Source organism: Brevundimonas sp. RM1 (assembly GCF_052907225.1).
In genome coordinates, this window is the sequence record NZ_JBRERY010000025.1 from 1 (window position 1) to 23,302 (window position 23,302).

General features: G+C 67.0%; 26 protein-coding genes and 2 tRNA genes. 11 read left to right on the forward strand and 17 right to left on the reverse strand.

Features of this window, described 5'->3' with window-relative positions; all coding sequences use genetic code 11:
- The coding region (locus tag ACU5AP_RS14395; protein WP_446681404.1) for a M24 family metallopeptidase at positions 1-159 on the forward strand (159 nt) is incomplete at its 5' end.
- Entirely contained in the window at positions 156-1,406 is a 1,251-nt protein-coding gene (locus tag ACU5AP_RS14400) for an NAD(P)/FAD-dependent oxidoreductase (RefSeq protein ID WP_128719760.1), read from the forward strand. The genes ACU5AP_RS14395 and ACU5AP_RS14400, both read left to right, overlap by 4 nt.
- A gap of 59 nt (positions 1,407-1,465) precedes the next feature.
- Here ACU5AP_RS14400 and ACU5AP_RS14405 read toward each other — a convergent pair.
- The 7 genes from ACU5AP_RS14405 to ACU5AP_RS14435 form a co-directional block, all read right to left on the reverse strand.
- Positions 1,466-1,555, reverse strand: a tRNA-Ser gene (locus ACU5AP_RS14405).
- A gap of 98 nt (positions 1,556-1,653) precedes the next feature.
- The gene (locus ACU5AP_RS14410) at positions 1,654-2,628 is read right to left on the reverse strand and encodes an NUDIX hydrolase (protein WP_128719761.1); all 975 of its coding nucleotides are present in this window, start codon (positions 2,626-2,628) and stop codon (positions 1,654-1,656) included.
- A gap of 38 nt (positions 2,629-2,666) precedes the next feature.
- A complete protein-coding gene (locus tag ACU5AP_RS14415) occupies positions 2,667-3,260 on the reverse strand; it encodes a YfbR-like 5'-deoxynucleotidase (protein WP_003164317.1) in 594 nt (197 codons plus the stop codon).
- Between the two features lie 154 nt (positions 3,261-3,414).
- The gene (locus ACU5AP_RS14420; protein WP_112999375.1) at positions 3,415-4,296 is read right to left on the reverse strand and encodes a methyltransferase type 11; all 882 of its coding nucleotides are present in this window, start codon (positions 4,294-4,296) and stop codon (positions 3,415-3,417) included.
- A gap of 107 nt (positions 4,297-4,403) precedes the next feature.
- Positions 4,404-5,264 (reverse strand): AAA family ATPase, encoded by an 861-nt coding sequence (locus ACU5AP_RS14425; RefSeq protein WP_046653002.1) that lies wholly within the window; start codon positions 5,262-5,264, stop codon positions 4,404-4,406.
- 71 nt (positions 5,265-5,335) lie between these two features.
- Positions 5,336-5,542 (reverse strand): hypothetical protein, encoded by a 207-nt coding sequence (locus tag ACU5AP_RS14430; protein ID WP_164918008.1) that lies wholly within the window; start codon positions 5,540-5,542, stop codon positions 5,336-5,338.
- An 8-nt stretch (positions 5,543-5,550) separates the two neighbouring features.
- Entirely contained in the window at positions 5,551-5,973 is a 423-nt protein-coding gene (locus ACU5AP_RS14435) for a hypothetical protein (protein WP_128719763.1), read from the reverse strand.
- Between the two features lie 167 nt (positions 5,974-6,140).
- Here ACU5AP_RS14435 and flbT point away from each other — a divergent pair, with 167 nt between their 5' ends.
- Together flbT and flaF are read left to right on the forward strand one after the other, a co-directional pair.
- Positions 6,141-6,566, forward strand: coding sequence for a flagellar biosynthesis repressor FlbT (gene flbT / locus ACU5AP_RS14440; protein WP_046653004.1), 426 nt, complete (start codon positions 6,141-6,143; stop codon positions 6,564-6,566).
- A complete protein-coding gene (gene flaF / locus ACU5AP_RS14445) occupies positions 6,526-6,888 on the forward strand; it encodes a flagellar biosynthesis regulator FlaF (RefSeq protein WP_076224771.1) in 363 nt (120 codons plus the stop codon). Before flbT ends, flaF begins: the two co-directional genes overlap by 41 nt.
- A gap of 2 nt (positions 6,889-6,890) precedes the next feature.
- Here flaF and ACU5AP_RS14450 read toward each other — a convergent pair whose 3' ends face one another.
- The 8 genes from ACU5AP_RS14450 to ACU5AP_RS14485 form a co-directional block, all read right to left on the reverse strand.
- Complete coding sequence (locus ACU5AP_RS14450) at positions 6,891-7,529, reverse strand: exopolysaccharide biosynthesis protein (protein ID WP_003164324.1); 639 nt, start codon at positions 7,527-7,529, stop codon at positions 6,891-6,893.
- A gap of 93 nt (positions 7,530-7,622) precedes the next feature.
- Entirely contained in the window at positions 7,623-7,811 is a 189-nt protein-coding gene (locus ACU5AP_RS14455; RefSeq protein WP_003164325.1) for a DUF3008 family protein, read from the reverse strand.
- A 39-nt stretch (positions 7,812-7,850) separates the two neighbouring features.
- A complete protein-coding gene (locus tag ACU5AP_RS14460) occupies positions 7,851-9,170 on the reverse strand; it encodes a hypothetical protein (RefSeq protein ID WP_446681396.1) in 1,320 nt (439 codons plus the stop codon).
- A gap of 100 nt (positions 9,171-9,270) precedes the next feature.
- On the reverse strand, positions 9,271-10,434 hold the full coding sequence (locus ACU5AP_RS14465) for an isovaleryl-CoA dehydrogenase (protein ID WP_128719767.1): 1,164 nt from the start codon (positions 10,432-10,434) through the stop codon (positions 9,271-9,273).
- Positions 10,435-10,478: 44 nt separating this feature from the next.
- Complete coding sequence (locus ACU5AP_RS14470) at positions 10,479-11,354, reverse strand: lysozyme (RefSeq protein ID WP_128719768.1); 876 nt, start codon at positions 11,352-11,354, stop codon at positions 10,479-10,481.
- Positions 11,355-11,393: 39 nt separating this feature from the next.
- A complete protein-coding gene (gene mgtE / locus ACU5AP_RS14475; RefSeq protein WP_003164328.1) occupies positions 11,394-12,812 on the reverse strand; it encodes a magnesium transporter in 1,419 nt (472 codons plus the stop codon).
- A 62-nt stretch (positions 12,813-12,874) separates the two neighbouring features.
- Positions 12,875-12,959 (reverse strand) — tRNA-Leu (locus ACU5AP_RS14480).
- A gap of 156 nt (positions 12,960-13,115) precedes the next feature.
- Positions 13,116-13,367: a FliM/FliN family flagellar motor switch protein gene (locus tag ACU5AP_RS14485; RefSeq protein WP_003164329.1), complete on the reverse strand. Its 252-nt coding sequence runs from the start codon at positions 13,365-13,367 to the stop codon at positions 13,116-13,118.
- A 65-nt stretch (positions 13,368-13,432) separates the two neighbouring features.
- Here ACU5AP_RS14485 and lipB point away from each other — a divergent pair, with 65 nt between their 5' ends.
- Positions 13,433-14,149 carry a lipoyl(octanoyl) transferase LipB gene (gene lipB, locus ACU5AP_RS14490; RefSeq protein ID WP_446681397.1) on the forward strand — a complete coding sequence of 239 codons (717 nt, stop codon included), beginning with the start codon at positions 13,433-13,435 and terminating at the stop codon, positions 14,147-14,149.
- On the opposite strand, the gene ACU5AP_RS14495 is transcribed toward lipB, so the two are convergent.
- Positions 14,125-14,517 carry a DUF805 domain-containing protein gene (locus tag ACU5AP_RS14495; RefSeq protein ID WP_446681398.1) on the reverse strand — a complete coding sequence of 131 codons (393 nt, stop codon included), beginning with the start codon at positions 14,515-14,517 and terminating at the stop codon, positions 14,125-14,127. The genes lipB and ACU5AP_RS14495 overlap by 25 nt on opposite strands.
- 184 nt (positions 14,518-14,701) lie before the next feature.
- On the opposite strand from ACU5AP_RS14495, the gene ACU5AP_RS14500 reads away from it, so the two are divergent.
- The 4 genes from ACU5AP_RS14500 (at position 14,702) to ACU5AP_RS14515 (ending at position 18,198) form a co-directional block, all read left to right on the forward strand.
- Positions 14,702-16,186, forward strand: coding sequence for a hypothetical protein (locus tag ACU5AP_RS14500; RefSeq protein ID WP_446681399.1), 1,485 nt, complete (start codon positions 14,702-14,704; stop codon positions 16,184-16,186).
- Positions 16,187-16,258: 72 nt separating this feature from the next.
- Positions 16,259-16,750 carry a peptide-methionine (R)-S-oxide reductase MsrB gene (gene msrB, locus ACU5AP_RS14505; protein ID WP_046653013.1) on the forward strand — a complete coding sequence of 164 codons (492 nt, stop codon included), beginning with the start codon at positions 16,259-16,261 and terminating at the stop codon, positions 16,748-16,750.
- Positions 16,751-16,793: 43 nt separating this feature from the next.
- A complete protein-coding gene (locus ACU5AP_RS14510; RefSeq protein WP_446681401.1) occupies positions 16,794-17,408 on the forward strand; it encodes a hypothetical protein in 615 nt (204 codons plus the stop codon).
- 121 nt (positions 17,409-17,529) lie between these two features.
- Positions 17,530-18,198 carry a DedA family protein gene (locus ACU5AP_RS14515; RefSeq protein ID WP_312053744.1) on the forward strand — a complete coding sequence of 223 codons (669 nt, stop codon included), beginning with the start codon at positions 17,530-17,532 and terminating at the stop codon, positions 18,196-18,198.
- A gap of 236 nt (positions 18,199-18,434) precedes the next feature.
- Here ACU5AP_RS14515 and ACU5AP_RS14520 read toward each other — a convergent pair whose 3' ends face one another.
- Positions 18,435-21,707, reverse strand: coding sequence for an amidohydrolase family protein (locus ACU5AP_RS14520; protein WP_446681402.1), 3,273 nt, complete (start codon positions 21,705-21,707; stop codon positions 18,435-18,437).
- Positions 21,708-21,977: 270 nt separating this feature from the next.
- Between ACU5AP_RS14520 and ACU5AP_RS14525 the strand changes: the two genes are divergently transcribed.
- Both ACU5AP_RS14525 and ACU5AP_RS14530 read left to right on the forward strand, forming a co-directional pair.
- Complete coding sequence (locus tag ACU5AP_RS14525) at positions 21,978-22,481, forward strand: GNAT family N-acetyltransferase (protein ID WP_003164337.1); 504 nt, start codon at positions 21,978-21,980, stop codon at positions 22,479-22,481.
- A gap of 435 nt (positions 22,482-22,916) precedes the next feature.
- Positions 22,917-23,302, forward strand: a 386-nt coding sequence (locus ACU5AP_RS14530; protein WP_446681403.1) for a TonB-dependent receptor plug domain-containing protein, incomplete at its 3' end; no start/stop codon positions are given.

A 23,302-nucleotide genomic window follows, 5' to 3' on the forward strand; every position in this document is an offset into this window, starting at 1 on the left:
CCCGGCATGTGTTTCTCGAACGAGCCGATGCTGGTCATTCCCGGCCGGTTCGGCGTCCGCCTGGAAGATCATTTCTACATGACCGAGGGCGGGCCGGTCTGGTTCACCGAACCGTCGCACAGCCTGGACGACCCCTTCGGCGAGGGCGCCTCTGCATGAGGACGCCGCAGCGCTGGGCGGTCATCGGCGGCGGCCTGGTCGGAACGGCGACGGCTCTCAGGCTTCAGGCGGCGGGTTTCGAGACGATTCTGATTGACCGAGGCGATCCGCGACGCGGCGCCTCCTTCGGCAACATCGGCCATATCGCCGCCGAGCAGTGCGAACCCATGCCCTCGGCCGCGACCTTGAAAAGCGCGTTCGGCCGCTTGTTCGCTTTCGGCGGTCCGCTGGATTTCCGGGCGCGAGACGTGGCGTCGTGGGGGCCGTGGGCGCTGCGATTCCTGGCGGCCTCTCGCCCGGCGGCGGCCGCGCACGGCGCCGAGATCCTGACGCGACTTCTCGATGATCCTCTGGGCGCCTGGACGCGGTTGGCGGCCCTGGCCGAAGCGCCGGACGGCCTGATCCGCCCGACCGGCCACGCGGTCGTCTGGTCCACGCCCGAGGCGGCGAGACGGGGCCTTGAGGCCTGGCGCGGCGCGCGCACGGGAAACGCCCGCTTCCGCCCCATGGAGACGGAGGATCTGGCCGCCTATGACGCGGTCCTGAAAGCGCGCCCTGCCGGGGGCATTCGCTTCACCGGCACGGGACAGGTCAGCGAACCCCAGAGCGTCCGCGACGCCCTGTCGACCGCCTTCACGAAGCAGGGCGGGCGCATCCTTCAGGCTGATGTACGCCGCCTGAGGCCCGTATCCGACGGCGTCGATATCGCTCTGGAAGACGGCGCTACCGTGGACGCCCAGCGGGTCGTTGTCGCGGCGGGCGCGTGGTCAGCGTCGTTGCTGGCGCCGCTCGGCGTGCGCGTTCCTCTGATTGGGGAGCGCGGCTATTCGGTCCAGTCCGCGCAGCATGATTGGCCTGAAGCCTTGCCGTTGACGGTGTTCGAGGATCGCTCCCTCGCCGTGGCGCGGGTCAATGGGGGGCTGCGCGCCTCCAGCCATGTCGAGTTCGGGCGGCCGTCGGCGCCGCCGGACCCGCGCAAATGGCGTCAGATCGAGGGGCATCTGAAAGCGCTGGGCATCGCCTTCTCCGACGCGCCGGACCGCTGGTGCGGACCGCGTCCGACCCTGGCGGATTATTTGCCTGCGATCGGCAGGCTGCAGGCTCATCCAGCGATCCACTACGCCTTCGGGCACCAGCACCTGGGCCTGACCCTGGCCGCCGTCACCGGAGAGGCGATGGAGCAGATCGCCCTTGGGCGGCCGTCTCCGCGATGGATGGAGGCCTTGCGCATCGAGCGTTTCGACTGATCAGAGCGTGCGATCAGGCCCGGGCGCCCTGGCGGGCGGGTCAGCTTGTCAGGAAATAATGGCGGAGAGGGGGGGATTCGAACCCCCGGTACGCTTCCACGTACGCCGCATTTCGAGTGCGGTACATTCAACCACTCTGCCACCTCTCCGCAGGCCGAAAGTCCCTAATGGGGCTGAGCGAGCGGCTTCTCTAATCAAAGGCTGCGATGGCCGCAAGCCATGACGGCGAAGAAATTTGAACGGCTGTTCAACGCTGTCCGGGAAGAGACAGGCCGAAGGCGCCGCCGTCGCCCGGTTCGGGGCGGACGTGGCGGAACAGTTCGGCGGGACGGCCGCCGGTGTCGCTAGTGAAAACGCCGGTGGGCTGGACCAGGCCGGTGCGTTCGACCCCTCGACGGAAGTTCTGCTTGTGCAGGGACAGGCCCGCCACCGCCTCTACCGCCGCCTGTAGCGCCGACAGGGTGAAGGTCGGGGGCGTCAGGTCGAACAGGACGGGCCGATATTTGAGTTTGCTGCGCAGGCGGGCGACGCCTGTGGCCAGGATTCGGCGGTGGTCCGACGCCATGGGCAGGTCGCCCGGAGAAGCGGGGGCAGGGCTGCCGTTGTCGCGCGCGGCCTCCTCGACCAGGCCGGCTTCATAGAGCAGCTCATAGCGGTCCAGCACGCGCTCCTCGTTCCAGCGGACGCCGGGCGAGAGGGCGAAGAGCGCGTCCACGCGACCTTTGCGGGCGGCGTCGTCGCCCGCCCAGGCGGTCAGGCCGGGGGCGAGGCGCTCCATGACGGCGGGCGGGCCTCGGCGGCGATCCTCCCAGGGGAAGACGTGGAAGATGGGCGTCCAGGCGGCGTCGCGGCCAGAAGCGCCGAAACTGGGGTCATCGGGCGCATCGGCGGTGAGGGCCAGATAGCCGACCGAGATGTCGCGCGCTTGATCCGGGCCGGGCGTGGCGCGCGGGGCGTCGCGGCCCAGATCGCCGAAGGTGTAGAGCTGCTCGACAAAACCGAGCGGAAAGCCGGTCTGGTCGGCCACGAAGGCGCGCAGGGCCAGTTCGAACGTGCGGTCGCGGGCGGGGTCGAAGGGGCCGAAGGGCAGGGCGGGGGCGCCGTCGGGGGCGTGGGTGGTCAGAACCACGGCTTCACGGCCCCGCAGAGCGATGATCACCGCCGACAGGCCGATCCTGATGCCGGTGTGGGAGGATGAAGCCTCCGTCCGCGCCTGCGCCATATGTCTCCCTTGCGTCCGCCGCTCTGTGCAGTGTCCGGCTATTCGGTATGCCAGGCGTCGGCGCCGGGCAGGATGCCGACAGCTTCGGCCAGAACGCGATAGCGGTCCAGATAGCGCTGCTGGGCGATGGCCGCAGGCTGCGGCTCGATCACCAGATCATAGCCGGGCGGAGGGGCGCCGAAAATCTGCAGCGACTCGCGGCGGGTGAAACCGGCCAACTGGGTCGCCTCATAGAAGGCGCAGGCCTTGTCGGCCTTTTTGATCAGGGTCTTGATCGTCTGCGGCGTCTTGGGCGGCAACTGGAACCGGACGTGGATGGCGGCTTCGAGCCGGGCCTCGAAATCCTTGTAGCCGGCGCCCAGAGCCGATTTGAACGGCGAGATCATGTCGCCGATGACGTATTCCGAGGCGTCGTGCAGCAGGGCGGCCAGGCGCCATTTCGGCTCCAGCCCCGGCCGGATGTGGGCGGCGATCTCCTCGACCACCAGCGAGTGCTGGGCGACCGAGAAGGCGTGTTCGCCGATCGTCTGGCCGTTCCAGCGGGCGACGCGGGCCAGGCCGTGGGCGATGTCCTCGATCTCGATGTCGAACGGCGAGGGGTCCAGCAGGTCCAGGCGGCGGCCGGACAACATGCGTTGCCAGGCGCGAGGCGGCTTGGGTTTGCGGACTCGGGGCGCGGGGCCGGCGTCTTCGATTTCTTCGGCCAAGGTCTTGATGCTGCGCATGCTCAGGCTGGTGACTCAGACCGAACGCGCGATCAAGGGCGGCCGTTGCGATAGATGGGGGTTAATCGCCGACGTTGAGCGTCACCAGGGCCTTGGCGGCGTCGAACAGTCGGTCGGGATCGCGGTCCTTGCTGCGCACGGTGGCGACGACGATGGGGCCGCCGACCGGGCCGCGCGCCTCATAGCCGACGGTGCGCCAGCCGCTGGCCGAGGGTTCGTCCGCCGTCATCAGGAAGGTCGAACGGACGGACTCGCCGGCGGCGCTGGTGCGAATGCGGGCGGCGCCGTCGGTCGCCTCGATTTTTACGGCGTCGTCGCCGGACGAGACGTCGACGCGGCTGGACTTGTCGTCGGCGCGGATGGTCAGGCCGCCGATGCGGATGTTGGCGCGGTCGCCGTCGGCGTCGATCCGCATGCCCGGCAGGCGGACCGTGGCCTTGTCGCCCTGGGCGTCGACGCGCACGCCGGGCGCGCTGACGTGGGCGGATTCGCTGGAAGCGGCTTCGGCCGCAGCGCGAGAGGCGTCGGCCTCGGCGCGGGCTGCGTCCGCCTCGACCCTGGCCACGTCGGCCTCCGCCTTGGCGGCGTCGGCTTCGGCGCGGGCGTTCTCGGCTTCGACCTGGGCCATGGCCTCGGGCAGGTCGGCGGTCAGGCGGGTTTCGAAGGGCTTCAGGGCGTTCTGCGCCGAACGGCCGTCCAACTGGACCAGTTGCAGGATGACTTCAGAGCCGCGAGGCCCGCTGTAGACGCAGGAGCCGTCGGCGCGGGCCGAGCCCTTGCGCGTCAGCACGCCCTGGGTCTGGGGGCATTGCAGGGCGTCGACCACCTTGAGCACGCCCGAGGAATCCGAGGTCGTGGAGGTGGTGATGCGCACCGCGCCGCCGTTGTCGCAGGCGGCGGTCATCAGCGCCAGGGCGATAACGGGCCAGGTGATGTGTTGCATGGTCGGCTCCACTCCAGGCCCCGATTGTGCGCCATCAGCGCCGCAGGACCAGTGAAATCGCGGTAATCGAAAGGCGACGGGAAGGCGGCGAAAATCAGCCGTCCCTATCAACCGCCGGGACGGACGCCGTCGCGGCGCGCCATGAAGGCCAGGCGTTCGAACAGATGTACGTCCTGTTCGTTCTTCAGCAGGGCGCCGTGCAGCGGCGGGATCAGCTTGCCCGGCGTCTTTTCGCGCAGGGTTTCCGGCGCCACGTCGTCGACCAGCAGCAGCTTCAGCCAGTCTAGAAGCTCGGAGGTCGAAGGCTTCTTCTTCAGCCCCGGCGTGTCGCGGATTTCATAGAAGGTCTTCAGCGCTTCCGACACCAGACGCGGCTTGATGCCGGGAAAGTGGACCTCGACGATGTCCTGCATGGTCTCGGCGTCGGGGAACCGGATGTAGTGGAAGAAGCAGCGGCGCAGGAAGGCGTCCGGCAGCTCCTTCTCATTGTTCGAGGTGATGACGACGACGGGGCGGACCTCGGCGCGGATCGTCTCGTCCGTTTCCTGGACGTAGAACTCCATGCGGTCGAGTTCCTGCAACAGATCGTTGGGGAACTCGATATCGGCCTTGTCGATCTCGTCGATCAGCAAGACGGGGCGGACCGGGGCGGTGAAGGCCTCCCACAGCTTGCCCTTCTTCAGGTAGTTACGCACGTCGTGGACGCGCTCGTCGCCCAGCTGGCTGTCGCGCAGGCGGCTGACGGCGTCGTATTCATAGAGGCCGTTGTGGGCCTTGGTCGTCGACTTGACATGCCAGGTGATCAGCGGCGCGTTTAGCGCCCGCGCCAGTTCATAGGCCAGAACCGTCTTGCCGGTGCCCGGCTCGCCCTTGATCAGCAACGGTCGCTCAAGAGCCACGGCGGCGTTGACGGCGACCTTCAGGTCGTCGGTGGCGATATAGTTGGACGTGCCTTCGAACCGGCTCATGCGAAACCTGCTCCATTCCGGGGGAATGGAGCAGGTAGCTTAAAGAGATGCGCGTGAACAGGCGGCAGGCGTCAGGTGATGCGCTTGGCCGATACCGGGTCGCTGGCGGGAAAGGTCTCTTCGACGCCTTCGTCGATCAGGGCTTCCTGGCGGTTCTCGGCTTCCTTTTCCTTGTCCTTCAACTGGTCTGGCTTGCCGTGCTCGTGCGGCGCGCGCTTGGCAGGGGGGGTGTTCGGATCGGCGTCTTCCTGGGCCTTGGTCGGATGGTGTTCGGTCATTGAATCCCTCATTGTTCAGGGCCGTAGCCCAGGTCTTCTAGATCGTCGTCGGACAGACGCTTGGCTTCCCAATGGGCGGCGCTGGCCTGGGCACCGCGCTGGTTGCGCATCAAGCCGGCGTAGACCAACTCGATCTCGTTCGCGCCCGAGGCCGTGACGCCGTCGCTGTCCGCATCGCTCAACCGCACGCCGTTGACGCCCAGCAGAGCGTCGGCCTCGGCCTCTATCCCGTCCAGGGCCAGGTCGGCGTCCAGATCGGCGTCGTCCTCGTCGAAGGGTTCGGCGTCGGCGTCCCCGTCCATCTGGGTGACGTCAAGCACGTCATCGGCCTCGTCGAACGACAGATCGCCGTCGCCTTCATCGTCCAGATGGGTCTCGTCATAGACTTCGGCCTGATCTTGGCCGTCGGTCTCGAATTCGGGTTCTGCCATCGTCGTCTCCCTTGCGAAAGGTCAACGGCTCGGCTCGGCGGGACGTTCCCGTCTGCGCGATCGTGACGCTGGGAAGCGATCGAAGTGAAGGGATGGTTAACCACGTCGCTTTACAGTTCTTCAGCGGCCGGCCGTCACGGTGAGGGCGGCGCCACGGAGACCTTCCCTTGCCTCTGAAACTGTCGCTGAAGCCCGGCGAGAAATTCGTGCTGAACGGGGCCGTCGTGCAGAACGGCGACCGTCGCGGCGTGCTGGTCCTGCAGAACAAGGCCAGCGTCCTGCGCGAAAAGGACATCATGCAGCCCGAGGACGTGACCACGCCCGCGCGCCGTATCTATTTCCCCGTCATGATGATGTATCTGGATGAGGCGGAGGCGCCGAAATTCTATGATGAATTCGCTCTGCGCCTGACGGAATTCATGGGGGCGGTCCGCAATCCGGACGTCCTGACGGAATGCGTCGCCTGCTCCAAGCACGTGCTGGCGCGCCAGTATTACAAGGCCCTGATGGGCGCTCGCAAAATCGTCGATTACGAAGACCAAAGGCTCGGCAATGTCGCTTCAGGCGTACAAGACGGCGGCGACGCGGGCTGAATCGCCGCGTGAAATGGAATACCGACTGTTCGGCCAGGTGACGCGCGCATTGATGCACGCCGCGACCCTGGATAAGTCGGACGTCGCCGGGCGGATGGACGCTCTGGACTGGAACCGCCGCCTGTGGTCGACGCTGGCGACCGCCTGCTCGGATCCGGCCAACGCCATGCCGCAGGCGATGCGGGCGCAGTTCATTTCCCTGAGCCTGTTCGTCAACCGCAACACCTCCGAGGTCATGCGCGGCGAGGACGACTTCTCGACCCTGATCGACATCAACCGCATGATCATGCAGGGCCTCAGCGGTCAGACTGACGCGGGCTGAACCTAGAAGAGGTTGGTCGCCCATTCGGCGATGCCGGCGACGACGGCGACCACCGTCGTCCACACCAGGGCCAGATAGATCCCGCACACGCCCGTGCCGAAAAAGCCGGCCAGGATGAAGGCGCCGTCGCGCTGGATGATCCCCAGGCCGAACAGGGCCAGGGTCAGGCCGGGCAGGGCGTCTCCGAACGGCACCGGCAGGGCCATCATGAGCGCCAGCAGAATGCAGATCAGGCCGATGACCACATCGGCCGCCTCGCCCGTCAGCGCGGGCCAGCGAGGACGAGTAAGCCGCTCGACGCGTTGAAGCCGCGGAAGAATCTTCTCGGCGGCCGTCCGATAGGAAGCGCGGCTCACAGACAGATTCAGCAACCAGCGTGGCAGCCAGACCCTGTCCCGCTGCAGCGCCAGTTCGGCGGCGATCAGGATGATCGGCACGGAAAAGACCGCCTTGCCGCCCGGCGGCCACGGAAACAGCGCCATCAAGGCCAGCATGAGGATCACGGCGCCGAAGCCGCGCTCGCCGAACGCCTCGACCATTTCGCGAAGAGACAGCTTTTCGCCCTGGGCCTGGCCCAGGCGCTCCAGCACGTCGGAGAAGGTCCGCCCCTCATCGGGCGGCGGCGCGGGAACGAGCGTCATCAATGGGAGACTCAAGACAGGGTCGTCCGCGACGATAGGGGCCCGCCAGGCTTGGCGCCATCCCTGCCGTGGCGGTTGAGGCGAAATGGACAGCTAATCTTTGGAGACGTGCTCGGGTTTGTCCTTGCGCCTGGTGTGGGCGAGCTCTTCCAGCTGTTTCTCGCTCATCGATTCCAACATGGATTTCGACGCGCCCTTCAGTTCGGACTTGGGCGTATCGCCGCGCTTGGCCGACAGGGCGGCGCCGGCGGCTTTCTGCTGGGCGGCGGATTTGGCGGGCATGACGATCTCCTTTCGAGAAGGAGCAACTGTCTGTCCGTCCTAGGGTTCCTGGGGCAGGGCGAAACTGATCCGGGTTCGGCCAGCCTGTTGGTGGATTTCGTAGGGCGCGGCGATTCGCAGCGACAGGCCTTCTTTCTCGAGCAGAAAAGGCTCGCTGGCGCGCAACTCATGAAGGTCGGCGGCGGCTAGAGGCAGGGTGACGGCATGGGCGATCACGCCGCCCGTGACCACGCCGACAGGAACATCGATCAGGGCCGGATTGCGTTCGCTCTTCAGCGCGAACCCCGGAGCCTCCATAACCACCATGCCGTGAGGCAGGGCGATGGCTCCGTCGGCCAGCGGAGACATCTTCGCTGCCGAGAAGGACAGCTGGATTTCCTTGCCGCGCTCAACGGGCGCGGTCAGCTCCAGAACCAGCCAATGCGGGGCCTGATCCAGGAAGGCTTCGCGGGTTGTGACGCCTTCGGGCGCCTGGGCAAGTCTTTCGGCCGCCTGGGCCGTGAGGGCAGGAAGGTCGAAACGCGCGGCGGCGGCTGCGGCGTCCTCGACGGAACCGTCGCCGATCGTCTGGCGCAAAAGGACATCCAGCGGGACGCCCTGACAGACCTGGGCTCGCCACTGGTCCGCGCCCATGTCCGCCAAAAGCCAGGTCAGGGCGGCGCCGACCGGATAGGCGCGCCAGCGTAGCAACTCGGAAACCAGACTCATGTCGTTCTGGCTGGGCGTTGTGAGCGCTCTGGCGATGGCGGATGGCAAGGTCGCATCGGGGCGGTCGGCGATCAGATGGGCGGCCTGCAGACCGATGAACTCGGCCGTGCCTTCTGACCATTCTCTTTGCTGCTGCACCGCCAGAACTTCGGCGGGCAGATCGGCGCTGCGCGCTGTTCTAAGCGCCAGATAGGTCTGCGCCAGATGCTTCCGAGCGGGTGCGTCAGGCTCTAGGAGGGCGGCTTGCAGAACCAAGCGTTCCAGATCCAGTGCGGCTATGAAACCGGTCAGGTCGGGTATCGCGTTCAGATCGACGAATTCCTGATGCCCATCGCCTGACATCCAGCGGAAGGCTGTGTTCTGGAAGTCGTGGAATTGTTCGTGGAAGAGGGTCGACAGGTCGTCGTCGGCGCCGTCGGGTCGCAGCAGCACTGTGTCCGGAACGCCGGAAGGATAGTCCAGGACGAAATGAAACTCGGCGCCTCCCAATCGGCCGGGTCTGAAGCGGGGCGTGTCGGGCAGGCGGGCGCCGCCGAAGATGGCGCCGATATCGGGCGCATAGAGGATGAAGGGCTGGCCCTTGGGCCAGTATCCGGGCCACAGGCGGCTGAGCGCGTCTGCGTGACGTTCGACGCGTTCGGCCTGCGCCATCAAGGCGTTCTGATCGAGAATAGGCGAGGGGGCCTGAGCCCAGACAGTTGAGGAGAAAAGCGCGCCCAGAGCGCCCAGCAAAGCACCCCGCCCGATCACATCAGCTTCCCAGAAGCTCGCGGCCGATCAGGAAGCGGCGGATTTCGTTGGTGCCTGCGCCGATGTCGTAGAGCTTGGCGTCGCGGACCAGGCGCTCGACCGGCCATTCCTTGGTGTAGCCGGCGCCGCCCAGGGCCTGGACGGCCTCCAGCGTGACCTTCACCGCGTTTTCCGAGGCCAGCAGGATGGCGCCGGCCGCGTCGTAGCGGGTGGTCAGGCCTTGATCGCAGGCGCGGGCGACCGAATAGACATAGGCGCGGGCGCTGTTCAGGGCGACGTACATATCGGCCACCTTGCCCTGCATCAGCTGGAAGCTGCCGATGGCCTTGCCGAACTGCTTGCGGTCGCGGACGTAGGGCAGGACCACGTCCAGGGCGGCCTGCATGATGCCCAGCGGACCGGCCGACAGCACGGCGCGCTCGTAGTCCAGGCCGCTCATCAGCACGGCCGCGCCGCGGCCTTCGCCGCCCATGATGTTCTCTTCGGGGACTTCGCAATCCTCGAACACCAGCTCGGCGGTGTCCGAGCCGCGCATGCCCATCTTGTCCAGCTTTTTGGAGACGCTGAAGCCCTTCATGTCCTTTTCGATCAGGAAGGCGGTGACGCCGCCGTTGCCTTCGCCCGTGCGGGCGTAGACCACCAGGGTGTCGGCCGAGGGGGCGTTGGTGATCCAGAACTTGGTGCCGTTCAGGACGTAGCGGTCGCCCTTCTTCTCGGCGCGGGTGCGCATGGACATGACGTCGGAGCCCGAGCCGGCCTCGGACATGGCCAGCGAGCCGACGTGCTCGCCCGAGATCAGCTTGGGCAGATACTTCGCCTTCTGCTCGGGCGTGCCCCAGCGGCGGATCTGGTTGACGCACAGGTTGGAGTGGGCGCCGTAGCTCAGGCCGATCGAGGCCGAGGCGCGGGACACCTCCTCCATCGCCACCACGTGTTCGAGGTAGCCGAGGCCGAGGCCGCCGAACTCTTCCTCGACGGTGATGCCGTGCAGACCCAGTTCGCCCATCTCGGGCCACAAGTCGCGAGCGAACTCGTTCTTCTCGTCGATTTCGGCGGCGCGGGGAGCCAGCCGTTCGGCGGCCCAGCGGGCGGTGGTGTCGCGGATGGCGTCAGCGGTCTCGCCGAGGCCGAATTCCATGGATTGGGGCGCGAAGGGAATGCTCATGCCGCAAGGCGTAGCATCGCGCGCGAGCTTCGCAAAGACTGCTGTTAGCGCGACTGTTTCTGCTTCACGTCGCCTGTCGCCGGCACCTTGGCGCGCAGGGCGCTCCAGGCCGCCATGCCGATGAAGACGAGACCCGCGATGGCCAGGCCGGCGCCGATCAGCACGGTCGCGTCGCTGGCCGTCGGCGCGCGCCAGGCGCGCTGGAAGGCGGCGATTCCCGCCATGAAGGCTAGGGCTCCGACGCCGCCGATAAACAGGACGGCGCCCTTGTCGCCCAGGGCCGCGTCGGGCGCGGCGGCGCGGGCTTCGTGACGCAGGACAGGGGCGGTGGGCGGGGCGGCGTCAGCGGGCGGCTCTGCAGAACCGGGGCCGCGCACCGGGGCGGTCAGCAGGGCGTCCAGAGGCGCGGGCTGATCGGGGGCCGTGTCGAACAGAGCGCGCTCGGCCGAGCGGCGGCGGTACAGGGCGTCGACCGGCGGCGAGGCGCGCTCGGGCCAGGCGGACAGGGCGACGGCGGCTTCGGACGGCGCATTCGCATCCAGCTTGGCCTGGACGTCCGATCCCTGAAACCGCTCCAGGCCGATGGAGAAGATGAAGCTGGCCAGGGCGTCGAACTGGTGCTGGTTCAGGGGCAGACGCACGCGCTCGTTCAGCAGGGCCACGATCGGCATTAGGTCGTATTGCAGCAGCAGTTCGGCCTCGGCTTCGCTGATCACGGCGCCGAGGCGGGCCGAACGGGCGTGGCCGTAGCCGATGACGGGCGTCCCGTCGCGGCGCAGCACGGTGCGCGGGCGGAAGCCCTCGAAGCTCTTGATCAGCAGAAGGCCTTCTCGAGAGACCTTGCGGCGTTGCGGCGCGGCTGCGGACACGGATTGACCCAATTCGAAACGGGCGTTCTCGCCCTGGCCGGGACGGAGCAAGCCTTGTTCCGAAACGGGCGGGGCCGTTTCAGGTCAGATTTACAGCAGGACGATGGTCGCCAGGCCGAGGAAGATCAGGAAGCCGAAGAAGTCGGTCGTCGCCGTCACGAACACGGCCGAGGACACGGCCGGGTCGAACTTCAGCTTCGACAGGGTCAGTGGGGTCAGCACGCCGACGCTGGCCGCGACCAGCAGGTTCAGGATCATGGCCGCGCCGATCACGGCGCCGATGCGCCAGTCCTGGAACCAGAATCCCGCCGCCAGACCGATCAGCGGCGCCAGGACGAAGCCGTTGGCCAGGCCGACGGCCATCTCGCGCCAGAAGGTTCTGAGGGCGTTGGAGGCGTTCAGTTCGCGCGTCGCCAGGGCGCGCACGGTGACGGTCAGCGCCTGCGTCCCGGCATTGCCGCCGATGGCCGAGACGATGGGCATCAGCACGGCCAGGGCCACGATCTGCTGGATGGTGCCTTCGAACAGGGCGATGACGCTGGCGCCCAGCATGGCGGTGAACAGGTTGATGCCCAGCCACGGCACGCGGCCGCGCACGATCTCGAACACGCTGGACGAGCGGTCCTCGTCGGCGACGCCGGCCAGGCGCAGGATGTCTTCGCGGTTCTCTTCCTGAATGATGTTGACCACGTCATCGACGGTCAGCTGGCCGACCAGCCGTCCGCCCGTGTCGACCACGGGGGCGGAGATCAGGTGATATTTCTCGAAGATGTAGGCGACTTCTTCCTGGTCGACGTCCACCTCGATGGCGTTGACCGGCTCCATCAACTCGATCAGGGGCGTGGCGCGCGGACTGCGCAGCATGCGGCTGATGGCGACGCCGCCGACCGGCCGATTCATCGGATCGACCACATAGATGTCGAAGAACAGCTCGGGCAGGTCGTCGCCCTGGGCGCGGACGTGGTCGATGGTGTCGCCGACGTTCCAGAACTGCGGCGCGGCCATGAACTCGCGCTGCATCAGGCGACCAGCCGAATCCTCGGCGTAGCCCAGCGAGGATTCGATGGCGGCGCGCTCGACCTCGGGCATGGCGGCCAGCACGCGCTCGCGCTGGTCGTCCTCCAGGTCTTCAACGACCGAGGCGGCGTCGTCCGAATCCAGTTCCTGCAGGGCTTCGGCCAGGGTGGCCGAGGGGACGCGCTCCAGCACCTTTTCGCGGATGCCGTCGTCCATCTCGGGCAGGGATTCCGCCAGCAGTTCGGGCGGCAGCCACTGGACCACGACCGAGCGGTGCTCGGCGGTCAGGAAGCCCATCAGATCGGCGACGTCGGCGGGGTGCAGGTCTTCCAGCAGGCCGCGCAGCCGCATGCCGTCGCCGTCGTCCGCGGCGTCCACGACCTTTTCGACGAAGGCCGCCGTCAGGGCGTAGTCTTCACCGAGGGCGGCGTGATCTTCGTCTTCGAGATGGGGGTCTTCGGGGCGCAGAGGGGCAAGGTCCGTGTGGGTCACGTATCTGCCTCCTCTGAGATGATTTCAGCCTATCTAGCCGAGATTCGCCCTGTCAGATCAGATGGTGCGGTCGAGAAGACTCGAACTTCCACGGGTTGCCCCACAGCGACCTCAACGCTGCGCGTCTACCAATTCCGCCACGACCGCTCGCATCGGAGGGCGGGCAATAGCGGAGAGCTGACGGAAAGAAAAGAGCGTTTTGCGGAAATAGCGGAGAGGGACGAAATTCCCTCTCCTGATGGGAGAAGGAAGCTCAGGCTGCGTCGGGTCGAGAAGGCAAAGCCTTCTGACCGCGGCCCGGCATCAGGCCGCGCCTGCCATGAAGTCATAGACATCGGCCGGGCGCGTCACCGTGATGGCGATGCGATCGTCGCGAATCTCGATCTCGCCGCGCGCGACCGGATGGTTGTTGGCCAGGATCCAGACCTCGTCCTTTTCCGAGGCGTCCAGCGGAATCACCGCGCCGCGGCCCATGCGCAGCAATTGCTGCATCGGCAGGACCGAACGGCCCAGCACGACCGAAATCTCGACATCGACGGCTTCGATCTGGCTCAAGACGATACTCGCAAATCAACGGGCGGCCCTTGCGCCGCCGCGTTCGGCCCCACATTGAGGGCATCATGCTTGCCGACCCGTTAAACTCTTCCCAACGCCGCCTGTTTCGCGAGGACGGCCGCCCTGTCGAATGGGCGCTGTCGTCGGGCTATGTCGACTACGCCGCCGCCGAGGCCGCCATGGAGGCGCGTGTCGCCGCCATTGCCGCCGGAGAGGCCGAGGAGCTGGTCTGGCTGCTGGAACACCCGCCGCTCTATACCGCCGGGGTCTCGGCCAAGGACGACGACCTGCTGGCCCCCGACCGCTTTCCGGTGCACCGCACGGGGCGGGGCGGGCAGTTCACCTATCACGGGCCGGGCCAGCGCGTGGCCTATGTCATGCTGGACCTGAGCCGGCGCGGGCGTGACGTGCGAGGCTTTGTTCACGGGCTGGAGGACTGGATCATCGGCGCCCTGGACCGTTTCGGCGTCGAGGCGGGAATGCGCGAGGGCCGGGTCGGCGTCTGGGTCGAGCGCAAGGGCGCGGGCTGGAGCCGCGAGGACAAGATCGCCGCCATCGGCGTCAAGGTCCGCAAATGGGTCAGCTTCCACGGCATCAGCCTGAATGTGGAGCCGAATCTGGACCATTTCGGCGGCATCGTGCCGTGCGGCATCACCGAACACGGCGTGACCAGCCTGGTCGATCTGGGCGTACTGGCGACGATGGACGAGGCCGACGATGCGTTGAAGTCGTCCTTCCAGCAGGTGTTCGGGCCGGTTCAGCCCGGCGTCGCGCCGCTCTGACGCGCGGCGCCGTAGCGGTTGAAGGCTTTCTGACCGGGCAGGACCGCAAGGTCGAAGGCGATCAGGACGAGAGCGGCCGTCGCGACCCAGCCCAGAAACGTCAGCGGCTGCGGCCAGGCCAGGGCGAAGGCCAGCAGGATCGGCCCGCTCCACCAACCTGAGCGCCCCCGGTCATGCAGGCGTTGGGACAGGATGCAGAAGCCGCCGTAGAGCAGGGCGGCCGCGATCAGGGCGTTAATCCAGCCGGGCGTTCGCAGAAAAATGTCCACGGCGACCCAGACGCCGATCAGGCAGGTTGCGCCCGCTAGGAAGCGAATTCGACCGATGCGCCCCGTAGAATTCAAAAACAGATCAGCCAGGGCGGTCATTCTGGGGCACGCGGCGTTTCGGCGCGTTTTGCGCCTGCGGAAACCACGGCCTAGTCGGGAAACGGGCGCGCGTAAACGCCGCGGTCTGCAAAGCGGTGCAATTTCGTCACAGGGGTGGCGACGGCGCCGTTAATGGGTCTAAAACACGACCAACCCGCATACTGAACGGACTGGGAGAACCCCTATGCAACGCCTGCTTTCCGCTTCGGCGGCCGTACTGGCCCTGAGCTTCGCCGCCTCGGCCGCCTCGGCCCAGAACTTCAGCGATCTGGCGCGGCAAGACCTTCAGGCCATGCACGCGGCTCTGCGCGACAACCACCCTGCCGCCGTGGTGCCGGGAGACGCCAGCGCCCCCTTCCGCGCCTGGCTGGATGCGGGCTTGCAGCAGGCGCAGGCCAAGGCCGGTCAGGTCAACAGCGGCGACAGCCACGCCTATCTGCTGCGCTGGTACGCCAACGGTTTCCGCGATTCCAACATCGCCGCCCGCCCGACCTATGAGGGCCTGGGTCCGTTCTTCGCCACCAGCTGGCCGGGCGTGGCCACGGCCTGGCGCAACGGTCAGTACGTCGTCTCCTATGTTCAGCCGGGCGTGCGCGGCGCGCCGCCGCTGGGCGCCGTGCTCAAGAGCTGCAACGCCGAGCCGATCGAGGACCTGGCCAAGGCCAAGCTGGACCAGTTCGAGGGCGACCTGACGACCGAGGCCGGCCGCGTCCGCAGCGCGCCCTATCTGCTGTGGAACCGCAACAACCCGATGACGACGGGCGTGCCCGGAACCTGCGAGTTCCAGGTCGGCCGCCGCACCCGCGACTTCACCTTGTCGCCGCAACCGGCCACGGCCCAGAACCTGGAAGCGGCCTATCGCGCTTCGGTCTATGTCCCATCGGGCGCGCCCCTGTCGGTCGAGACGGTGAACGGGCGCCCGTGGATCAACGTCCATTCCCTGGCCGATGACGCCGCCTGGGACGCCTTCTTCGCCCAGATCGAAGCCCAGTCCGCCGCCATCCGCGGACCGCAGGGCTTTGTGCTCGACCTGCGCGGCGCCAACGGGGCGTCGGTGAACGCCACCTCGCGCGGCTATGGTCTGGCCAACCGCATCTGGTCGCCGGAGTTCACCGTCAGCCGCCAGCCGGAAGCCGGTGAGATCACCTATCGCGCCACCGCCGCCAACCGTCAGTGGTTCGCCGACACCCTGAACCGCATGGTGTCGGACCCGCGCTTCGTCCAGGAATCGGGCGCGGTGATCGAGCAGACTCAGGCCATCGTCGCCGCCTTCGACAGCGCCATCGCCGCCGGTCAACCGACCTTCGTCATGCCGGGCCGTCCGGCCACCCCGGACACCGGCGCCGCCAACCCGGTGCAGGGTCAGGTGGTCGTGCTGGTCGATGCCGGCTGCTCGGGCGGCTGCCTGGACACGCTGGACCTGCTGAGCCGCCTGCCGAACGTGCGCATCGCCGGCTCGACCACGGCCGAGGACACCATCTTCATCGAGCCGACGACCCTGCGTCTGCCGTCCAACTACGCCGATCTCAGCTATGGTCATAAGGCCTGGACGACGCGTCAGCGCGGAAACAACGCGCCATACGCCCCGGCCGGCGCTCTGGCCTATGCCGGCGACGCGACCGACGAAGCCGCCGTGCGGACCTGGGTGAACGGCCTGTTCGGCGCCTGATCCGAACGCTCATTGCGGACTATCGAGGGCCGGACGGTGGAACGACCGTCCGGCCCTTCCTATTTTGAGATCATGACCCAGACCGAATCCGCCGCCCCGATGCGCTCCGCCTCCGGCTATGACCTGACGCCGCCGACCGACAGCCAGCGCGTGGCGCTGGAGGCCGACCTGTCGCCGGAAGAAAAGCGCGTGCTTCTGGCCCATGGCACCGAGGCGCCCTTCTGCGGAACCTTGCTGGGCGAGAAGCGGGCAGGGGTCTTCTGCTGTCGCGAGTGCGGCCTGCCCTTGTTTCGCTCGGGGACCAAGTTCGAGAGCGGCACGGGCTGGCCCAGCTTCAACGAGCCGGTTGATCCGGCTCACGTCCGCGCCGTGCGCGACGACAGCTACGGCATGGTGCGGGTCGAGACGCGCTGCGCCCGTTGCGACAGCCATCAGGGCCACGTCTTCCCCGACGGCCCGCCGCCGACGGGCCTGCGTTACTGCATCAACTCCGTCGCGCTCAGTTTCGTGGCGGAGGGAGAGCCTTTGCCTGATCCTTTAGGGCGCGACGACGGGACGGCCTGACCTTGGCCGCATTTGGGGTTAGGGTGCTTGTGAACGGGAGTAGATGCGTATGCTGATCGAACTCATGGCCGCCTCCCTCTTGCTAGTGAGCAGCGATCCCGAGGGCGTGGTGTCGACGGCGCCGCGCGCTGGTCCGGGCGCCGTGCCGACGGCGAGCGCCGATGCATTGGCCGCGACGGTCGGCGACGCCTCGCCCGCCGTCACCTTGCAGACGGCAGCCCCCCACGGCCTGTCTACAGAAGAGCAGATTTCCCGCTGGATCGGCGAGCGCAAGGCGGATGCGCCGCCCGTCGAGACCTGGGCTGACGCCTGGGAAGAGGCCGCGCCGCGCAAGATGCACGGTCAGGTCAGCGCCGGGATCGGCACCGGCGGCTATAAGGATTTCGGCGCGGCGGTCTCTCTGCCGCTGGGCGAGAACGGCACGCTGAACCTGAGCTTCAGCCAGACGAAGAACGCGCCTTGGGCTTATCCCTATGGCTATGGGCCCTATGGTTTTGGTGCGGGACGCTTCGGCCTGGACGGCTACGGCTGGCGTGACGCCTACGGCGCCGTGCCGGGGCCCTGGGGCGTGCGCAGCCCGCGCGAGCGCTCCAGCCGCATCCGGCCGTTCGATCTGGATGATGAGCGCCGCGAAACGCCGGATGACGCCACGCGATAGGGCGTTGGGCAGTTAAAGTGCGGCCTGAGGGTCACGGCGCGCGCTTTTTCCCCTTTGGCGTCGCATCGCCGCATTCCCTTTCTATGGGCTGATCCCATATGCCCTCGGGCAAAGGATCAGTATGGACAGTTTGCTTACCTCGGCCGCCGACTTCATCGCCCGCAACGCCATGTGGGCCGGCGTGATCCTTGGCGCGGTGACTTTTTTTGAGTCCCTGGTCGTCATCGGCGCCTTCGTGCCGGCGACGGGGTTGCTGGTCGCGGCGGGTGGCCTGGTGGCCGCGGGCGTGCTGGACCCCTTCACCGTCATCGGCGGCTGCGTCATCGGCGCCGTCATGGGCGACGCCATCTCCTACTGGATCGGTCGGCGCCTGGGCACGCGCGTGCTGCGTCACCACCTGCTGGTGCCGCACCGCCGCAAGCTGGCCTGGACGCGCCTGTACTGCCGCCGCTACGGCGTGGCCTCCATCTTCATCGGTCGCTTCTTCGGGCCGCTGCGCGCCTTCGTGCCGGTGATGGTCGGGGTGCTGCAGATGCGTCAGCGCGTCTTCCAGATCGCCAATGTCAGCTCAGCCTTCGTCTGGGTGCTGGCCATGCTGGCGCCGGGCTATCTGGCGGCCAAGGGCCTGGCCAAGCTGGAGATGATGAGCGAGGCGCACAATCCGACCTTGTGGCTGCTGGCCTTCGGCGCAGTGGTGCTGGCGCTGGTGCTGGCCATGCGCTGGTTGAAGGGCCGTGCGGCGCGGCGCAACGCCTTGCTGGAAGCCTCGGTGCGCGGGCTGGGGGAGTAACCTCCTCGCCCCGTTCGCGCTTCAAGGCGCAAGCCGCGAGATTTTTATCTTTCGTCACCCTTGGGCTTGTCCTGAGCAAATTGCCTCAAGCGTTGATCGTGCCTTTTCATTCCGCTCATCCCCGGCGGACGCCGGGATGAGCGGAGGTAGGCAGCGACCAACGCTCAAACTGGACTGCTCACGAAAAAGGGCCCGGCGGATGCCGGGCCCTTTCGCGTTCCTGCCTGGCTGCGGGATCAGTCGTGGGTGTGGCCGTGGCTGTCGGCGGCCGAGGCGGTGCCGTCGGCGCTCCAGGCTTGGCCGTCTTCGCTCTCGAACCAGAACGGCTTGCGCTCAGCGCCGCCGATCTCGTTCATGTGGTTATCGAACAGGCGGCCGTTGATCATGGTGTAGCCGATCTTGGTCGAGTCCCGCAGGTTCTCGAGCGGATTGGCGTTCAACACGACCAGGTCGGCCAGCTTGCCGACTTCCAGCGAGCCGATGTCCTTGTCCATGCCCAGGGCGCGGGCGCCGTTGATGGTGCCGACGCGCAGGGATTCGTGGGCGCTCATGCCGCCCTGTTCGAACATCCACAGCTCCCAGTGCGCGCCGAGGCCTTCACGCTGGCCGTGGGCGCCGATCTGAACCGAGACGCCCTGGTCCATCAGCCGCTTGGATTCACGGGCGATGGAGATGTGGTTCAGCTCTTCCGGCGGGGTCTTCACCGGACGGCGCGAACGCGCGTCGAGGATGCGGCGGGGCACGTACTGGGTCAGGATCGGATCCTTCCAGACGTCCGTCGTCTCGTACCAGTGGTTCTCGCCCCAGGCGCCGCCGAAGCCGACGACCAGGGTCGGGGTGTAGGCCGTCCCCGTTTGCGACCATAGCTGCACCGCGTCGTCGTACATCCGCTCCACCGGCACCGAGTGCTCGATGGTGGTGTGGCCGTCGACCAGCATGCTCATGTTGGCGTGGTACAGCGAGCCGCCTTCCGGCACGACCATCATGCCCAGTTCGCGGGCGGCCTGCATGATCTGCTGGCGCTGGTCGCGGCGGGGCTGGTTGTAGCTCTTGACGCTCCAGGCCCCGATGGCCTGCATCCGGCGCAGGTGCGAGCGCGCGTCGTCCAGATTGTTGACCACGGCCGTCGTCGGCGTAGCCGCGCCATACAGAATGGTGCCGGTCGAGAAGATCCGCGGCGCCACCACGCGCCCGGCCTTGGCCAGTTCGCTGTGGGCGAAGATCTCGCTGTTGTCGTTCGACGGGTCGTGCAGCGTCGTCACGCCGAAGGCCAGGGCGGCGTAGTTCACCCAGCTCTGCTGCGGTATGATCTCGTCGGAACCCATGCTGCCGTGCCAGTGGGCGTCGATCAGGCCGGGGATGATGGTCTTGCCGGCCATGTCCATGACGCGGGCGCCGGCCGGAACCGTGACCGAGCCGCGCGGACCGATGGCCTCGATGCGGTTGCCGTTGACGACGATGACGCCGTCCTCGATCACCTCTTCGCCCTTCATGGTGATCAGGCGGGCGCCGGTCAGGACGGTGACGCCGCTGGGGCGGGCGTAATCGGCGCTGAAGCCGATCTTGATCCCGTGTTCGGCGGGCTTGGGCAGGTCAGCCGGCGCGCCGTCCATGAAGGCGAAGCTTTCGCTCAGCGGACGCGAGAACAGCTCCGGCCCCATCGACCACTGCAGGCGGCTGGAATCGCCGGACCAGTGCAGCCATTCGCCGGCGTCGCGGGTGACGCGCGTCTGCGGCAGGGCCTTGGCGTCGGCGCCGACCGTGATCGGGCGGCCCGTCGGGACGAAGGGGGCGACATAGGCGTTGAAGCGTTCGGTCCAGGCGATCCACCGCTCGTCCGGCGAGATCGAGAACTCGGCCGCCCAGTCGCTGCTCAGGTGGGTGCGTTCGTCTTCGCCCGACAGGTTGACGGACTTCAGGACGCGCTTGTCGCCGTCGCGATCGGCCAGGAAGATGCGGTCGTTACGGGCGCCGAACTGCGGGTTGGAGCCGGAATCAGTGACCTTGACCGGCTCGCCGCCGCGTACGGAGACGCGGTAGACGCCCGGCTCGCGGCTCCACATGGCCGAGCGCAGATAGCCGTCGCTGGAGGTGCGATAGACGACCGTCTGACCGTCCGGCGAGAAGCGCGGCTCCAGATAGTGGCCGGGGTTGGTCGTGATGGTGCGGCCTTCGCCGCCCGCGACCGGAACCACGCGGATGGAGCCCAGGTTCTCGTCGTTCCAGGTCGTGTAAACGATGGAGCGGCCGTCACGGGACCAGGACGGGTACAGCTCGAAATGGTCGCTCTGGCGCGTCAGGCGACGCGGCGTTCCGGCCACGCCGTTGCGCAGGTCGCGGACCCAAAGATTGCCCAGGGCCTCGAACACCACCTTGGAGCCGTCCGGCGAGGTTTGGGCCCAGCGGATCATCTTCACGTCGAACTGGGCGGGGGCCACGTCGACGGGGAATCGGGCGGTCTCCTGCACCCGGCGGGTGTCGGTGACGCGGAAGGGCACTTCGCTGACGGCCTTGGAGGCCACGTCGATGCGGCGGATCTTGCCGCCCGCCCAGATGACGATGGAGCCGTTGTCCGGCGTCCAGGCGAAGCCCGGATAGACGCCGTGGATGGCCCAGGTCTCCTGCATGTCGCGATCCAGGGCGTCATAGATCGGCGTCTCACGCCCGGACTCCAGGTCCATGACGTAGAGCGTCGACTGGTAGCGGTCGCGGCGCACGAAGGCGAGCGACTTGCCGTCCGGCGACGGGGTGGGGCGCACCGAGCCGCCCGGCCCGGTGACGAAGGGCTTGATCTCGCCCGTCTCGCGATCCAGGCGACGGATTACATAGAGCTGGGTGTTCGGATCCTTGGAGTATTCGAAGACGCCGCCGGGCGTGGATTCGTCGCTGAAGTACATATAGCGGCCGTCCGGCGAGAAGGCGGGTTCGCCCGTGTCCTTCTGCTGGGTGCGGCGTTCGGTCAGTTGCACGCCGCTGCCGCCGCCCGAGCGGTGATACATCCACATCTCGCCCGCGCCCAGCGAACGCGAGGAGGTGAAGTGCTTGCGCCCGACGATGAACTGGCTGTCCGGCGTCCAGGCGGGGGAGTTCAGCAGGCGGAAGGTCTCGCTGGACACCTGGCGCGGGTTGGAGCCGTCGCGGTCCATGACCCACAGATTGTCGCCGCCCGCGCGGTCTGAGGTGAAGGCGATGAAGCGGCCGTCCGGCGAATAGCGCGGCTGCATGTCCCAGGCCACGCCCGAGGCGATGGGACGGGCTTCGCCGCCGCTGATCGGCATTACATAGATGTCGCCCAGCAGGTCGAAGATGATTTCGCGACCGTCGGGGCTGACGTCCAGCGCCATCCAGGTGCCTTCGTCGACGTTGATGTTGACGTCGCGCTGGGCGCCGATCGGGTTCTGCACGTCCCATTTCGGCGTCGCATCAGCCGCGCCCGCTGCGGGCGTCTGTGCAAACGCCGGAAAGGCCACGGTCAGCGCCGCAGCCGTGGTCATCAGAATACGCTTCATGAAAAGCCCCTCAGCCCCTCGAACAAAACTTGATGGGACGAAGCTAGCGGCGCGTGGTCAGGGTTGACCAGTCGGGATAATGGCGCAAAGGCCGAATAATCTTCGGTTTGCCGTCGCGCAGGCGATGGCGCGGGCCTGCGCGATTTCGTCGTATTGCCGTCAAGCTCCAGCTGACGGAGCTTCTCACGGGCGCTCTTTGCCGGGCGACGAACAATGGAGTTCTGAGTGAGTGCGTTGAGTGAAGCGTCGAATGCGCCGGCCTGGACGCTTGTGAGCGCTCAGGCTGATGACGCCGACGCCCTGGCCTTGATCGGGGCGGCCACCTTTCTTGAGACCTTCGCAGGGGTGCTGGACGGCGCGGCCATCGTCGCGCATTGCGGCGTTGCGCATGCCTCTGGCTATTACGCGGAGCGATTGAAGGCGGGGGCGGCGGCGTGGCTGGCTCAGGTCGAACATGGCGCGCCCATCGGCTATGCGCTGCTGGACAAGCCGCAGCTTCCCGAGGTCGAGGTCCGCGAGGATGATCTGGAGCTGAAGCGGATCTACGCCCTGAGCCGATTCCAGGGCGGGGGATTGGGCCGCGCCTTGATGGCGACGGCGCAGGATGAAGCGCGACGTCGGGGCGCGCAGCGATTGCTGCTGGGCGTCTATGCTCAGAACCAGCGGGCCTTGGCCTTCTATGCCCGCGCCGGATTTGTCAGGCTCGGCCAGCGGCGCTTCAGCGTGGGCGGGCGTGAGTATGAAGACATGATCCTGGCGCTCGACCTGGCGTGACCCATGGGCGCCGAACGGCGAAGCGGAACCGTCGCAGGATTCGATCTTGTGACGTTCTTTTGTGTGTTTCCGAAAATCCAGCGCCTGTCCCCACATTGTTTTGAGGGGTTGGGCGTTCGGCTGCGTATTGCCGTTTCTCAAGTATTAAAACGAAATAATCTACGGTCATGTTTAAATCGCATGATCATTTGAAGCAACGGAAAATAGTCATGTCCAGCCCGTCTTTCGAAGGCGGGGAGGGGTGTCGTTATTAGCTTGGTCAAATTTGGGGTAAATTTACCCCACTTTTGCATTAATGCGGCATAAATATTACCGATTTTTGAGCTGTCATATGTATATACATGACTTGACGCTCAAGACGCCTCCCGCACAGGTTCCGCCCCAGTCGGAGCTAAAGGTTCTGAGCGAATACCTAAGTGGGAAGGCATGGGGACGATGAAAAAGAGGCTTTTGTTGGCGGGGGCGGCTGTCGCCGCGACGATGTACGGCGGGGCGGCGTCGGCTCAGGAAGTCGATGTGACCAATGTTGACGACATCGTCGTCACCGGCAGCCGGATTAAACGTCAGGACATCAGCGGGGTCGGCCCCGCCACGGTCGTGACTGGCGAGGATATCGAGCGCACCGGCATCACCAACGTCGAGACCCTGCTGCAGCGCCTTCCGGCGTCGGCCGGCGCGGCGGGCAATCAGACGAACTCCTACTGGACGGGCAACGGCTATGGCACGGCGCAGGTGAACCTGCGCGGCCTGGGCATCAACCGGACCCTGACGCTGATCAACGGGCGTCGCGTGGTCAACGGCGGCACCGGCGCCAACAGCGC